13 protein-coding genes are annotated in these 14,122 nt (G+C 69.2%); 7 read left to right on the top strand and 6 right to left on the bottom strand.

The genetic code is table 11. The features are described 5' to 3' along the window. Positions 1-15: 15 nt before the first annotated feature. The gene (locus AB0B35_RS19850) at positions 16-192 is read left to right on the top strand and encodes a hypothetical protein (RefSeq protein ID WP_361047360.1); all 177 of its coding nucleotides are present in this window, start codon (positions 16-18) and stop codon (positions 190-192) included. Positions 193-339: 147 nt separating this feature from the next. On the opposite strand, the gene AB0B35_RS19845 is transcribed toward AB0B35_RS19850, so the two are convergent. From AB0B35_RS19845 to AB0B35_RS19835, 3 genes are all read right to left on the bottom strand, one after another. Then, on the bottom strand, positions 340-741 hold the full coding sequence (locus AB0B35_RS19845; protein WP_361047358.1) for a hypothetical protein: 402 nt from the start codon (positions 739-741) through the stop codon (positions 340-342). Beyond that, positions 738-1,307 carry a hypothetical protein gene (locus AB0B35_RS19840; RefSeq protein ID WP_361047355.1) on the bottom strand — a complete coding sequence of 190 codons (570 nt, stop codon included), beginning with the start codon at positions 1,305-1,307 and terminating at the stop codon, positions 738-740. The genes AB0B35_RS19845 and AB0B35_RS19840 overlap by 4 nt, the downstream gene beginning before the upstream one ends. Positions 1,308-1,959: 652 nt before the next feature. Further along, positions 1,960-3,315, bottom strand: a complete 1,356-nt coding sequence (locus tag AB0B35_RS19835; RefSeq protein WP_361047353.1) for a hypothetical protein — start codon at positions 3,313-3,315, stop codon at positions 1,960-1,962. 211 nt (positions 3,316-3,526) lie between these two features. On the opposite strand from AB0B35_RS19835, the gene AB0B35_RS19830 reads away from it, so the two are divergent. After that, complete coding sequence (locus AB0B35_RS19830; protein ID WP_361047350.1) at positions 3,527-3,985, top strand: hypothetical protein; 459 nt, start codon at positions 3,527-3,529, stop codon at positions 3,983-3,985. A gap of 88 nt (positions 3,986-4,073) precedes the next feature. On the opposite strand, the gene AB0B35_RS19825 is transcribed toward AB0B35_RS19830, so the two are convergent. Continuing rightward, positions 4,074-4,976 (bottom strand): helix-turn-helix transcriptional regulator, encoded by a 903-nt coding sequence (locus AB0B35_RS19825; RefSeq protein WP_361047348.1) that lies wholly within the window; start codon positions 4,974-4,976, stop codon positions 4,074-4,076. Positions 4,977-5,848: 872 nt separating this feature from the next. Here AB0B35_RS19825 and AB0B35_RS19820 point away from each other — a divergent pair. After that, positions 5,849-5,971: a hypothetical protein gene (locus AB0B35_RS19820; protein WP_361047346.1), complete on the top strand. Its 123-nt coding sequence runs from the start codon at positions 5,849-5,851 to the stop codon at positions 5,969-5,971. 43 nt (positions 5,972-6,014) lie between these two features. On the opposite strand, the gene AB0B35_RS19815 is transcribed toward AB0B35_RS19820, so the two are convergent. Both AB0B35_RS19815 and AB0B35_RS19810 read right to left on the bottom strand, forming a co-directional pair. Beyond that, the gene (locus AB0B35_RS19815) at positions 6,015-6,650 is read right to left on the bottom strand and encodes a hypothetical protein (RefSeq protein WP_361047343.1); all 636 of its coding nucleotides are present in this window, start codon (positions 6,648-6,650) and stop codon (positions 6,015-6,017) included. Between the two features lie 184 nt (positions 6,651-6,834). Further along, positions 6,835-7,455, bottom strand: coding sequence for a hypothetical protein (locus AB0B35_RS19810; protein WP_361047340.1), 621 nt, complete (start codon positions 7,453-7,455; stop codon positions 6,835-6,837). Positions 7,456-8,294: 839 nt separating this feature from the next. On the opposite strand from AB0B35_RS19810, the gene AB0B35_RS19805 reads away from it, so the two are divergent. The 4 genes from AB0B35_RS19805 to AB0B35_RS19790 are packed head-to-tail and all read left to right on the top strand — an operon-like array spanning position 8,295 to position 14,042. Continuing rightward, positions 8,295-9,689 carry a site-specific integrase gene (locus AB0B35_RS19805; protein ID WP_361047337.1) on the top strand — a complete coding sequence of 465 codons (1,395 nt, stop codon included), beginning with the start codon at positions 8,295-8,297 and terminating at the stop codon, positions 9,687-9,689. Positions 9,690-9,730: 41 nt separating this feature from the next. After that, on the top strand, positions 9,731-11,551 hold the full coding sequence (locus AB0B35_RS19800; protein WP_361047334.1) for a hypothetical protein: 1,821 nt from the start codon (positions 9,731-9,733) through the stop codon (positions 11,549-11,551). Beyond that, positions 11,548-13,641, top strand: a complete 2,094-nt coding sequence (locus tag AB0B35_RS19795; protein WP_361047331.1) for a hypothetical protein — start codon at positions 11,548-11,550, stop codon at positions 13,639-13,641. Before AB0B35_RS19800 ends, AB0B35_RS19795 begins: the two co-directional genes overlap by 4 nt. Next, entirely contained in the window at positions 13,638-14,042 is a 405-nt protein-coding gene (locus AB0B35_RS19790) for a hypothetical protein (RefSeq protein ID WP_361047329.1), read from the top strand. Before AB0B35_RS19795 ends, AB0B35_RS19790 begins: the two co-directional genes overlap by 4 nt. Positions 14,043-14,122: the final 80 nt, after the last annotated feature.

Raw genomic sequence — 14,122 nt, 5'->3', positions numbered from 1 at the left:
GACGGGGGAGTCACGATGCAGGTGACCTGCGAGCTCGCGATGAGAGGTGAGCACTGCCGTGCCAGCGTCGTCCACGACATCGGTCCTGCCGACGTCGACACGGTGGTGCGCCACCTGTGCGACGCGGTCGAGATCCCCGGTTGCCGACGACTCACCGTCGACCTGGGCGAGGCGGTGGTGCTGGAACCCTGAGTCCTGACCGCGCTGGCGCGCATCCAGGAGCACGCCCGCCGGCGCGACGTCGACTGCGCTGCACCGTGCGGCCCTGGCTGCGCACCACCCTGGTGTCGGCGGACCTCGCCGGCCTGCTCGACGATTAGCACCTGTGAGCCCGTCGGATTAGGTCGCCACGGCATTGCACGCTGCTTCGATCTCGGCCGGGCTCCAGGCGCTGGCGCGGGCCTGTGCCACGACGTACGCCGCGGCGTACGCGCCCAGTGCCGGGTCGCGCCGCCTGGCGCCGATCACCATGTCGGTGATCAGCCAGTAGCGCTGGTGCCACAACGCCTTGCGCAGCTCGCCGAGCAGGTCGTCGACGTACTCCTCGACCTCGTCGTCGGTCATCGCCTGCGGGGTCGGCTCGTAGTCGTAGAGCGGCAGGCCGCGGCGATGGATGCCGTACGCGAGGTCCTCAATTCTCCAGCGGGGTGATCGTGCGATCTCGCCCAGGGCCACGCTGAAGACGGACGGCGCCCCGCCGGTGGCGGCCTGCTCGGGCGTTAGCACCCGGGCCCCGCTCATCGGCCGCCGCCGTGGGTCCGGCCGCGCTCGGGGTCGCTGCCTGGAGCGACGGGGACCGGGTCGCCGGTGCGGTTGCGACGAAACGGCCTGAACAGGCGCTTGTTGTTGCGTTTGAAGAAGGCAGCGCCCAACCAGCCGGCCATGCCCGGCCAGTCGTCGGCGTCGACGTAGGAGGCACACATCGAGCAGGCGTACATGCGGTCGCCAGACATGACGGTGCCGCCGGGCCCGGAGACGACAACGAACTCTTGGAACGGGTAGTAGACGCTGGGCCCGGGGACGCCGCAGAAGTCGCAGAGCTGCTGGCCGGGCTCGGCCAGGGTGATTCCGGCGGCGACCTGCGGCAGGCCGAACGTCGCCCGGAACGCGGCCTGCTGGCGAGCCTCGACCAGCTGCGCCACCACCGACCCGATCCGGTCGGAGCCCTCGGTATTGGCCCAGCGCATCAGCCGGTCGACCTCGCGCCGGTCTCCGGCGCGCTCGGCGGCCTCGATGCGGCGCATCACGTCGCGCACGAATATGCCGTCGGCTGGCCCGGTGGGCGGGTGCTCGGGTGCCGTGTTCATGCCGGTCAACCTACCGGCTTGGTCCGTCAAAGACCTCCCCGGAACGCGGGGGTTCTGACTGACCAAAATACGAATGGGCGACCTGCGCGAACGCGGCCGGATTCTGCGGAATCCCGGCCGCCGCAGAACCGACAGTTCTGAGAGAGGCCGACCGCTGTCCTCCGGGAGCTTGCGGCGATCCGGCTCGACGAGGCTGGATACTGCACAGGTGAGAGGCAGTCAGGGAACCTCGATGGTCACCGTACGGGTCGTGCGCAGTGGGCAGTATTTCGTCACGGGCGAAGGTTGCCCGACCTGCGACGCATCGGCGAACACGCCATGCCGCAAGCTCAGCGGCAAGTGGCAGCGCAGGCCTCACCCGAAACGGGGTGGGGCCGAGAAAGACCTGTCCCAGGTTCAGCAGGCTGCCCAAGATCGGCGCAGTTCGGCGGAGCCGCGAGTGCCTAAAAGTTGGGCAGCGCAGGAGGCGAGGGCGCGCGCCGCACTGGCCGCCAGCGGCAAACGAATCGGACGCTGACGTTTCAAAGCGGCGGTGGGTGGGTGGTGGGTTCCTGCCCGCCCCATCGTCGGCACCAATCTCTGTACCGCCCCTCCCAGCTCAGGGATGCAAGCCGGCCGGGCCTTCGCCGGGCCCGGCCGTCGAGTTCGCCTGTCAGCTCTGCGGCGGCAGGGCCAGCTCCATGAACTCGTCGTACGCGCCGTCGCCGAGCTTGCCGTCGAGCGCCAGCGCGGTCTGCAACGACCTGGCCACGATGTCCTGAGGGATCTCCAACCCCCGTTCGGCCTCTCCGACCAGATCCGCGATGGCGACACGGGCCGCGTCGGGATGGTGCCGGATCAGCCAGTCGAGCATCCTGGCCGCTGGCGGAGTGATCGAATAACTGACCACCTCACTACCCAGCCTGCGCTGGTGGTCGGCGAACTCCCACATCAGCGCGAGCCTGACGGTGGCGGCGAGGTCGTACATCGGGATCATGTGGTCCAGACTCGCCGCTGCTGTCCACGCAAGATCCCGGGCCACCTCGCGCACCGACTCCTGCGTCCGCCATCGGAGCGCGAACCGCTTGCGGAACGGCGCCCGGTCCCACAGGTTCTGAGCGAACGCGGTGGTAAACCAGTGCCATAGCTCGGTCACGCCGATGGACAGGTTGCCGTGGTCGCGGTCAGCCATGGTCTCGGCAACGCCGTCGGACCGGCGCCGCGTCTCGGCCCAGTCCTCGGCCACCGGCCGCGACCACATGCTCCGGCCGCCTGGTTGCGCCTGCGGGCACGGGACCTGGCCCTCGCCGCGGGCGAGGTAGGCCCGTAGCGTGCTGGGCGCGATGCCGGCAGCGTCCGCAAGGTCCGACACCTGAAGCAGCTGATCGGCCGCCAGCTCCGGTGCGGTCAGCTGGACCACGCAAGCGGCAAGGTGCCGCCCGGTGCCGTGGTGCTGGGCCCACAGCGCCAGGTCGTCGCGCCACCGTCGGCCCGCAGCGGTGTAGTAGGGCTTGTCGGGATCCAGGTCGCCGATCAGCAGCACCTCACCGCGGTCGGTGTGGGCGGCTTCGTCGAGCAGGTCCGCCGCGCTGACGGTTAGCGCCGATGGCACGGGGCGGTTCATGTAGCGGCCCCGTGCCATGTCGAAGACTTGGGAAGGCCGGTACCAGGTTGTGCCGTCCCACCAGTAGCCGCCGCTGCGGAACAGCAGCGCCTCCTCGCTGTAGGCGGTGTGCGCCGCTGCGGCCTCAATGTTTCGGTAGACCACGACCGAGCGTCCGTGCTCGGGATGCCAGCGCACCACCCATGCCAGGTCCAGCCGCTCCGGGTCAGTGGTGAAGGCAACCCAGCCCTCGTCGCAGGGGTCCTCCCGGCCCCAGGTCTTGCCGCCGCCCTTGCGCCCGATCGCCTCGATGCCCAACGGATCGTCCAGCGGCAGCTTGAAGTCATCGATGAAAGGCAGGTCAGGGATGGGATGTTCCGTGCGAAGTCCGTTCGCGACCGCGCGGTAGGTGTACGACAGCGCCAACGCCAAGTCCTCTCAACATGTCTGCTGTAGAGACTCCGATGCCTACAGCACATGCAGTGTAGCGCCTACTATCGATACAGCAACATGCGCGCGGTTCGATGTCGGGTCCGGACCGTCGAGTCTCGCGGCGTGGGCGAAGATAGACAGCTGGGCGGGAAGTCGACCCATGCCGCGATTGGCGCTGGTGCTGTTGCCCACCTGAAGGAGGACCATGTCTCGCATGATGTCGGTGACCTACGTTGGCGGGCCGCTGGACGGGGAGGTCAACAGCCAGGACTACGCACGGCACGAACTGGAGGAGATGCTGGCGGAGGGCTACATCTGGGACTACACGCCCACGAGTATCTACAGCCGTGCCGACCCCGTCATCGAGCGTTACCAGATCAAGCGCGCCGCGTCAGGCCAGTGGCTGTTCCAGCACATCGGCACCGTCGAGCAGCCGGTCCTGGAGCGCCCCATCACGGCGACATTCGTCGGCGGTCCACGGGCCGGGCAAACTACGACCTTCCTCGGCAGCATCCGGGACCGGCTGTGGCTGGCCACGTCGCATCACCCCGGATACCTGCTGAGCCACAGTGGGGACGACCCGCTCACGGGCTGGCAGATGGTTCCCACCGACCGGAGCTGGGAACAGCTCCGTGAACAGGGGCAGCAGGGTGAGGTGCGGTGACCGTCGAAGAAACACACCGGCACCGGCAGGCGCCCTCAACCTCTGACCCGGCCGGGCTGCTTCCCTGGAAGCACCCTCGAGCGGAGGGTTAACCGCGGTTAATCCGGCTCGACATTTGTCCCGTCCCCACCTGCCGGATCTCACGGCCGCTACGGCGGCTGGTGCGGCGGCCTCCAGCGGTCAGCCTGTTGGGCCGCCGCCGCACGGCGACGGTCACCCAATGCTGGTGGTCGGCGCTGCCCCACTGCTCCTGGTGAAACCAGTAGCGCCGGGGGCCCTTGCGCCCGGCACGCTGGCCCCGTTTTCCGGCAGCTGCTTTGGCCGCATGCGCAGCGTGAAGTACGTCCATGAGCGCTCCGTCGCACTCCAGGACCGCATCGATCCTCCGCACGTCCGGCCAATTCGCCCGCGTGGGGAGGTGACTTCCCTGCTCCCAGGCAATGAGTTCCAACGGCGCAACGTCAACGGCCTTTGCCAGGCGGCGCAGGGTAAAACCCTTGGCCGCGCGAGCTGTTTGGATCTTTCGCGCGAAGTCGCTGCGGGCGGATTTCGCCAGGTTGAGCGCGTGATAGAGCTCAATGAGGCGGCCGCCGTAGTTGAGCGCGTCGTCCAGGTACTCCATCTGTGCTGCAGAAGGCACTCTGTCTGCGAGCTCGATCTGGTGCAGTTGGCGTGCTCCAACCCGGGAAAGCTCCTCAACCTCGCCCCGCGAGAGTTTCATCGAGACTCGGCGGTGCGCGATCTCCCGGCCCAACAGGCGACGGCGATGTTCACCTGAGACCTCGGCGCCGAATCCGAGGGGTTTACCGTCCACGATGAACGCTTGGATCTTCTCCGCGAGGCCATCTGCAACGACCCCAGTGGCGCTGGCCAGTGCCAGCAACTCGCGATCGGCGGCCATGGGCTGGTCGGCATTGTCGTCGGCACCACTGCTGCCGGATGCCGGCTCAGACAGGCCGGTGGAGTTCAGCGGCTCTTCCAGCTCCGGCATGGTGGGCCCACCGCCGCGATCAGTCCGAGCCGACGGCATCGGGATTGATATATGCCTGCGAACGGTATTTCGCAGCTCCTGCAATGCTCCTGTGCTCGGCCTGCTAGCCAGCGCCGCCTCGCAGTCGGACCGCCTGCGCATCCACTCCCGCTGACTTGCCGCAGGGTCCACCGCCCACTCGCGGACCATCGCTTGCAGCAACACCCTCGACGGCAGCCGCTTGCCCTGCAGCGCCGCGTACACCGCTGATTTGCTCACTCCCTGAGCCGCTGCCATCTCAGCGATCTCCATGTGTTGACCGGCGGGTGCGTCATCTCGCAGCCTTCTCAACGCGAGGGCAAATACCGCAAGAGGACCGTCGGTCGGCTTCAACGCCTGGGAACGCCGCGGCACGCTGACTCCCTTGTTCCTTGATAGTCCTGAATAGTCCGCACTAATGCAGACGGCATTGCTGCAGCTCGAACGGGACTTTTCAATGAGGAGACCACAGCCCCCGCCCGGTGACCGTTGGCACGACCCGGGCAGGGGCCCGACCGAGAGGTATCCGATGAGAACTCCCGGCGATGCCCCCATCGTCTCGCAAAAGCCCGCGCGCCGAAAGTCGCGCAGGTACCGCACCCCCGCATGGCTGCGTGCGTACGCCACGGTGGTGGGGGGCCTGGCCACGCTCGCCATAGCCGTTGCCGAAATCATCCGGGCCGTTCGCGGCTGACCCCACCGGTGCTGCTTCCGCGGAACTAGCACCACGACCGGCCGGCGCACTCGCTCCTGTTTGATGCTGGCCCGGCCTGACCGGCCGGGCCAGCACTGTCTGCGCGCAACCGAAGCATTAGGGCTGGTACGCCGACTTCCGCAGTGCCGATCAGACCCGGGTGATCTTCCCCGAAGGCGTCGTGTTCGTGTGCGCGAGGGGAGACCCGCCGGCAAGGCGGGCCGCCGAGCGGCACGGGCTCGGCCTCGGCAACCCCGCCGAGCAGTTGGACTGGGCGGGCTGAGCCGGCACCGAGCGGGCGCAGCTCCGCCGCGGCCGCCGCAGCGTTAGCGCCGGGCGCCTGCTTCGACGTCGGACGCCTCGGAACCGTAGGCCCCGGGCAGCGCTGGCTGGCACAGCTTGCACCTGGCCATGGTGCTGCGCCGTCCAAGCATCTCGGCCAGCTCTGCGGTGGTCACCCGGCGCGCGCTTCCAACGATCCGCTGGTAGGAGCCCACTCCGTCGAACATGCGGCTCTCGTGGACAAACTCCTGAACCGTGCGGCCTGGGTGCGGCAGCGTCGGCAGACCGGGATCGGATCGGCAGGTCAGGCTGTGCACCTTCCCCGATGAGGAGACGACGAACGGGTGCGACTCTGGCGTCATCGCAGCTTCCGCCTGGCGGAGCTGATCGGCTGCGGCCTCGTATTGCTTCAGCGCGCGGGCATGGGCGTCCATCGCGTAGTCGCAATCGGGGCAGCATCCACTGGCCTGGCTGTACGAAGCCATCATGCGTCGCAGCGCGTCACCCACGGCGGCAATCGCGACGTCGCCGTTTTCGGCCGCCTGGAGCAGCCTCAGCATCGTGGGCATGTCCACCATCCAGCCGGCGCCTTCGCCGTCGGGCGTGTCCACGCCGTACTCCAGCTTGGCTTCGTGCTGCACTCCAGCGAACTTCAACTCATAGCTGAACGCGTACGGCATCAGTCTTCTCCCGGCGATCCCATAGGCACCGGACAGGCACCGCGAGTCACCCGTGCAGATTATCCGGGTGACCCTCGGCGGCGGCGCAGGTCACGGGTGTGTCCGCGCTGGCCGTACCGGCATTCCGCGAAATCCTCGACGGGATCGCCGTGCATTCTCGCCAGGGCCTGCCGGAAGGCGCAGGTCAGGCGGCGGTCCGTTTACGCGCGGTGCGGATCCAGCCGTACGCGGTGTGTCGCGGCACGTCGTAGTGATCGGCGATGATGCCCGCGCTGTCGCCGACCTGGCGCATCACCTCGGCGAAGTCTTCGGGCATCTGCCGATAGGTCCTGCCCCCGCGATCGGGCGCCGCCGACGCAGTGGCCTTCTTCGGCGCTTGACCGGCGGGCCGCTCCTTTCGCGCTTGCCCGGCCGCGCGTGAGGGCTTCGGGGCAGCGGCCACTCGGGCATCGCGTTCCGCGGTGGCCGGGCCTTGCCGGAGCGCGGCGAGCACCGGTGCCGCGCCAGGCGCGGAAGGCGCGTCCTGGCGCCTGTCGGCCGCCGCCTGGCGAGGGACGCCTCGCGTGGCCGGCCGACCGGCCCTCTTGGCCGACGCCGAGCGGGTTGGCGATACGGCGGCGAGCACGGCGCTGACCAGATGGTTGAGGTCGAGCACGGGCAGGCCGTCAGCCAGCAGCGCTCCGCCTTCTCCGGGAACCATGCGCAGCTCCCGCACGGTCGGCTCGCCGCCGGCGAGGTCGAGCCGGATGGTGGTGATAGCCAGCGCTGGGTCGTCCGGTGCGATGGTCACGGTGTACGAAGTCACGGTTGCGGCCCCCTGGATTCCCCGTCGCCACGATGTGTCTTGATGCGCCAACGTACTGCGCCGGATTGGTGGAACCAAGTAGGGCGGAGCCGAGCCATCAGAGAAGTTGGCGACCCGGCACCGAGGAACTCGGGTACTGGGGCGAGCGGGCCAAGGGAGGCGTGCGACGCGCTCGACGACGCCGCGGACTGCCTCGACATCGCGGCGTACTGGGTCTTCGGCTACTGCCCTCCTGCGGCAGCGGCCCGGCCGGGCCGTCTTGAGTACGGCGGCGGCCCCGGACCGGATGATCCGGGACCGCCGCCCCCATGGCTCGCACCTCCACCTACTACAGCCTGACTGGTTAACTATGTCAAGTAGGAAATCGCGGCCTGTTTATACGGCACGAAGGTGTCGGCCGGGCGTGGGCGCCATTGGGTCGGGCGGGGAGTTGAGCGGCAGGCGCACGACGGCGGACCGCGGCCGGGCCGCGGCTCCGCGTCCTCGCGTGGTGACGTCCAGGTCCACATACTTGAGGCGGCCGTAGCCGACGCCCAGACCGTGCCAGCGTCGTCCGGTCACTTCGAGCTGCACGTCGGTGCTTGGCCAGCGGTCGCCCACGGTGAGCAACACGCAGCCACGCCGCCGCGCCCTCGCGGCGAGGTTCGACGCATCACGCGGCGCGACTGGGCCGGCAGGCGGTTGGAGGATGACCAGTTGTGCACTATTTGACACTGTTCAGATAGATTTACCCAATGCCGAGTGGGGTCTGGCAGGTGCACTACACACGCCGTGACGTGCCGTGCCCGGCGGCACCGTTACCGGTTGACGGGTGGGTGCCTCTGGGTGTCCGCGAGTGGTTGGACCGCGCGAACATCGCGGAGGGCACGCCGTTCTTGTTGTCGCCGAGGTTCGAGTACGACGTAGAGCTCAACGGGTTCTTCAAGGGTTTGCGGATGTCGGCGGCACCGCGTACCACGAGGGCGGGGTACGCCTGCGATCTGGCGCGGTTCCTGACGTTCTTGTGGGTGGCTCGGGGCGGGCGTTCGTGGCGGGACGCCACGGAGGATGATCATGTTGCTTACCTGGTGTGGCGTCGTCGTGATCCCGCTGGGCCGAGGGTTGCCGGGTCGACCTGGAACCGGGAGGTCGCGGCAGTCAACCAGTTCTACCGATGGGCGCTGAGCCGCGGCCTGGTGAACGCGAACCCCATTCCGCAGCGGTTGGCTGGGGTGGTGCCGTCGGGGTGGCACCGTGGCGGCGGCAGTGGTGGCAGGGTTCCGGCGACCTACAGCCACGACGGCGCAACGGAGCGGGTGCAGTGGCTTCCGCCGGTGTCCTATCGCCAGTGGCGGGACGTCGGTCTGCGCGGTTTCGGTGCGGACGGTCTTCCGGACCGCCGGTTTCGGGGAAGGTGGGCGGCACGCAACGCGCTGTTCGCGGACTTGATGGTCCGCACGGGGCTGCGGCTGTCCGAGCAGGCCAGCCTGAGCGTGTTCGAAGTGCCGACCGACGCGGGTGGGGTCAGGGGATATCAGCGGTTCTGGTTGCCAGCAGCGATCGCGAAGGGTGGTTCGGCGCGCTGGGTGTATGTGCCCTCGTCGCTGGTAGCGGAGCTGGCCGTCTACGCGAGCGTCGACCGGGCCGAGGTGGTGGCCACGGCGCGGCGGGCAAGCAGGTATGGGCGGATGCGGCAGCCGCTGGTCGTCGCGGATGCCGCCAGGCCGGTTGTGTCGGTGGCCGGGCAGCCCGGCAGCCGGCATCAGGTCGCGGTGGCGAAGCTGGATCCGGTCGAGCGCAGGAGCGCGCTGGTGGACAACGGTGACGGGCCGGAGCCTGCGGCGTTCTGGCTGGGTGAGGACGGTATGCCGTTGTCGGTGCCGTCGTGGAAGGGGATCTTCGCTGCGGCCAATGTCCGGTGTCGCGGTCGCGGCGTTGACGTCGCCTGCCACCCGCACATGTTGCGGCATACGTTCGCGGTGGTGACGCTGGAGCAGTTGCAGCGGGGGCATCTGGCGGCGCTGGCGGGGTTCACGGCCGAGCAGCGGGGTCACTATGTGCGGGTGTTCGGGGATCCGCTGGACTGGGTGCGTCGCAGGCTGGGCCACCGGTCGTTGACCTCGACGATGGTTTACCTGCACGCGCTGGCGGAGCTGGAGATGCACACCCGGATGGCGCTGGTCCCCGACGAATGGGAGGACCCTGCCAGCTGCGGCCTCGACGACACCGAGGTGCCTGCGGCTGGTGCCCCGTGACCGGCGGGCGGGGCAGCGTCGGCGTGGGACGGCGGACACCGATGCCGCGCGGAGACTATGAGCCTGCCGACACGGAGTCCGCCTCGAGCGCGGATCTGGTGGTGGAGTTCGCCGGTGAGGACGGCCGCAGGGCCAGTCTGCGAGTCGATCAGTTGCCGCTGGCCGGCTGGCACCGTCCGCTGGCCGCGGCGCTGGCGCGGCGGCTGGGCGCGGCCGGCACGGTTCGGACGAGTTCCGGTGTCCGTGCCTACTGGAGCCACGTCACGCGGATGATGAGGTATCTGGCCGCGCTGCCGGTTCCGCCGGCGGAACCGGCAGCGTTGCGGGTGCCCCATCTGGAGGGGTTCCTGCGCCAGCGGACCGCCTCGACCGGGCCGGGCTACGCCGCCCGCGAGGTGCGCATGGTCGGCACGGTGCTCGAGCAGTCGCCGCTGCGCGAGCTGATACCGGCCGAGGTGTTGGAGTTCGTGCAGCGTCGCAGCGGCCGCTGCGGCACGCCGCGGCCCGGGTATTCCGACGGTGAGCTGGCTCGGCTGGTCGCGGCGGCGCGTCGTGATGCCGCCTGTATCCGGGATCGGATTGATGCCGGCGAGCGGCTGCTGGCCAGGTACCTGGCGTGGCCGGACGGCCTTGGTGCCGACGAGCGGGCCCTTGCCGTGCGGCTGCGGGAAGCGGGTGAGGGCTGTGTTCCGCAGCAGCCGGGCTTGGCGCAGCCGGTGCCGAGGCTGCGGCTTGCGCAGCAGTTGTTCGTCACGTGGCAGGACCTGGCGCCGCTGATGGTGCTGCTGGTGTCGGCGACCGGCTGGAACATCGAGACGATCAAGGAGCTGCCCGCGGAGCATCGGATCCTCGACGGCCGCGCGGTCGAGCTGAAAGTGATCAAGCGGCGGCGTGGTGTGAGTCGGTGGGAGCAGACCGTCACCTGGGAGATCGGTCCGCCGGGTCGGCAGCTGCACACCGCGGGTGGGATCTACCTGTTGGCGCATCGGCTCATGGCGCGCAGCCGGTCATTGTCGGGGGTGTCGCGGCTGTGGTCGATCTGGCGCAACGGCCACGCTGGCGGGCTGCGCGGACCTGCCGAGCATCGCGACCCGTTCGCTCAGACGCTGTGGTCGAACATCGGCGGCAACCGGTGGACAGCACGGCAGCAGATCCTCGCTGACCTGCCCGCGGACCTGGAAGCGACGTCGGCGCACGCCGAGCCGCTGGTTCTCGACTTCAATCGGCTCAAGACCAGTGTCGATGTGCGTCGGACCCGGCAGATGGGCGGGCACCTTCCGTCGGCTGCCCGCACCAACACGATCCCGGTGCTGTTTCGTCACTATCTGCGTGGTGACCCGACGGTTCTGGCATGGGCCAGCGAGGTCCTCGCCGAGGCTGTCGCCGACGCGGAGGCGGCCGCGCTGGCAGCTCATCGCCGCGCCGCTGCGCTGGCCGGCGGCGGACCCCGGGTGCTGGCCGCCAGCCAGGCGGCACCTGCGCCGACCGGCACCGTCGGGCACCACGAGACGCGGCAGGAGCCGATCGTCGTGGACGCCGCGTGGTCGGCATGTACGGACCCGCAGCAGCACCCGGTCGGCGGAGGGCGGTGCGAGACGTCGTTCCTGGACTGCTTCCACTGCGGCAACTGCGTCGTGACATCGGAGCATCTGCCGCGCCTGCTGAGCCTGCTCGATGCTCTCACCAGCCGCCGCAGCGAACTGCCCGAGCCGGTCTGGTGGTCGCGCTACGGGCCGACGTGGGCGGCGATACGCCACGACGTGCTGCCGAAGTTCAGTCCGCAGCAGGTCGCCGCGGCCGCCCAGGAGAAGCCCGCCGACACGTTCCTGGATCTGGTGGACAATCCGTGGGAGCTGCTGTGAGCGCCACCGCCGCGGCCCTGCACGGGCGCGCCGCCACTGTCGACGACATCGCGGACGTCTTCGTGCTGCATCGCCGTGCCCTGCGCCCCGGTGCTGAGCTTGAGCACACCGCCCGCTACCGCGACGACGTTTGGCACCTGGACCCGGCCACGCACCAGCAGCACCAGCGAAGACTGTCGCTGCACTTCACCGAACTACCCGCCCGCTACCGCCAGGTGGCCAAGCAGCTGTTCTACAACCTACTGTCCGGGACGCCGCCGCACGCCGAGCGCCCACCGCAGATCACCACCATCCGCACGATGTTCACCGACATCAAACGATTCGCGCTATGGCTGGACACCAGACCCGGCCACCCTCTCATGGCCGACCTCACCCCGGCGGACCTGGAGGACTATCAACGCCACCTGATAGCCCAGTTCGGTAGCGGCCCCAGTGGGGTCCGGCGCCGGGCGTTGTGCGCGGTGCGGCTGTTCTGGCGCCACCGCCACGCCCTGACCCCCGACCGGCTGGCCTTCGATCCGCGGGATATCGACGGCTGGGGCGAGACAGGCACCACCGCGAGCGAGAACATCACCGCCAGGATCCCCGAAGCGGTCTGCGGGCCGCTGCTGGCCTGGGCGCTGCGATTCGTCGACGACTTCGCCCCCGACATCCTCGCCGCCGAACGCCAGTGGCGGCACCTACACCACCGGGTACGCCGCAGCGCCGCCGAACGCGAGCAGGCGCTGCGCGACCTGCTCGACGCACACATGGCCGAATGCCGTCCTCTTCCCGGGCGCCGCGGTCGGCCCCACATCAACCTGATCGCCGCGATGATCAACGACCATGGGCTGTTCATCCGCCGACACCAGCAGGCGATTGACCAGGCCGTGGCAGTGGTCGGACTGCGTCCCCACGACGTGTTCGACCAGCCGATCACCGGCCGCCTCGACGGCCGGCCGTGGATCGACGCCATCGTCACCACTCACCGCGGCAATCCTCAAGGCCTGGCATGCTTGGCACGGATGCTGCAAGCCGCCTGCTACATCACCGTCGCCTACCTGTCCGGCATGCGTGACAGCGAGGTCAAGCACCTGCGTCGCGGTTGCCTGTACGTCGAACGCGACCCCGGCGGCGTGCCCTACCGGTGGAAGGCGACCAGCTTGGCTTTCAAGACCGAGCCGGACCCGGCTGGCACGACCGCGACCTGGACCGTCGGCGCTGCCGCCGCCCGCGCGATCGCGGTGCTGGAACAGCTGCAGCGTCCTGGCGTGGACCTGCTGTTCACCCCGCTGCCGCACGGCCCCGGCGGCGGCAAGGTCAACCAGCCTGGCAACGCCGCCGCGGTGAGTTCGACGACCAACACGCAACTGCGCGCGTTCATCGGCTGGGTCAACGACTACTGCGCCGAGCACGGCCGTCACGACGGCATCCCCGACATCACCGGACGTACCTGGCGGTTGATGACCAGCCAGTTCCGGCGCACCCTGGCTTGGTACATCGCCCGCCGTCCCGGCGGCGCCATCGCCGGCGCGATCGCCTACCGCCACCTGAGCATCCAGATGTTCGAAGGCTACGCCGGCACCTCCGACTCCGGCTTCCGTGCCGAAGTAGAAAGCGAGCAGGCCCTGGCCCGCGGCGAGCACCTCATGGCGATGATCGACGCCCATGACCACGACGCCCTGACCGGACCCGCCGCCGACGACGCGGCACGGCGGCTGGCCGCTTTCGCCGCCCAGAGCCGGTACCAGGGCATGGTCGTCACCGACCGGCACCGACTCAAACGCCTGATGGACCGCCACGACCCAGCGGTATACCCCGGCGCCTACGTCACCTGCGTCTACGACCACGCCAAGGCGCTGTGCCAACAGAACAGCAGCCCCAGCAGCCGGGCCGTGCCCGACTTCGGCACGTGCAGGCCGCTGGGCTGCCGAAACGTCGCCCTCACCGAGGCCAACACCGCCGCGTGGCAGGCCGAACTCGAACGCATCGACGCGCGGCTGGTGGGCAGGCCGCCGCTGCCACCGCTGCTGCACCAGCAGCTGATCACCCGCAGGGAAACGATCGACTCCTTCATCAGTCAGCACCAACGTGAGGCCGAGCACCGATGACCAGGAAGGTCAATCTGCCCAGCGGCGCCGAGGTAGAGCAGGCCAAGACCAGCGTGCTGGCGGCGGCACGAGCAACGGGCACACGGCCCACCGTGGTGGCCCTTGCAGGCCGGCTCGGCATGAGCAATCCGACGTTCTGGCGCCACTTTCCCGACATCGCCCGCGAGCTGGCACAGCTGGGCCGAACTGGTGCCGCCCAGGCACCGGACGGGGATGTAGCCGACAGCCGTCTGGAGGAGCTGAAGCAGCACAATGCGCGCCTTCGGCGCGCCAACCAGACCCTGACCGAACAACTGGAGTTCGCGGTCGCAAGCATTCAACGACTGGCCATCGACAACCACCAACTGCGTCAGGAACTCGAGACCGCAACCAGGGTCACGCACATTCGCCGGCGCGGCTAGTTTTCGCCCTGCCAACGCTGGACAAGGGGCTATTCGTCGCCTCAGCGATAAGTCAGGCGACGTCGATCGCGGAACCCGGT

The sequence above is a fragment of the Catellatospora sp. NPDC049133 genome, assembly GCF_040648455.1.
Lineage (GTDB): Bacteria > Actinomycetota > Actinomycetes > Mycobacteriales > Micromonosporaceae > Catellatospora > Catellatospora aurea.
This window is presented reverse-complemented; position numbering and strand designations above follow the sequence as displayed.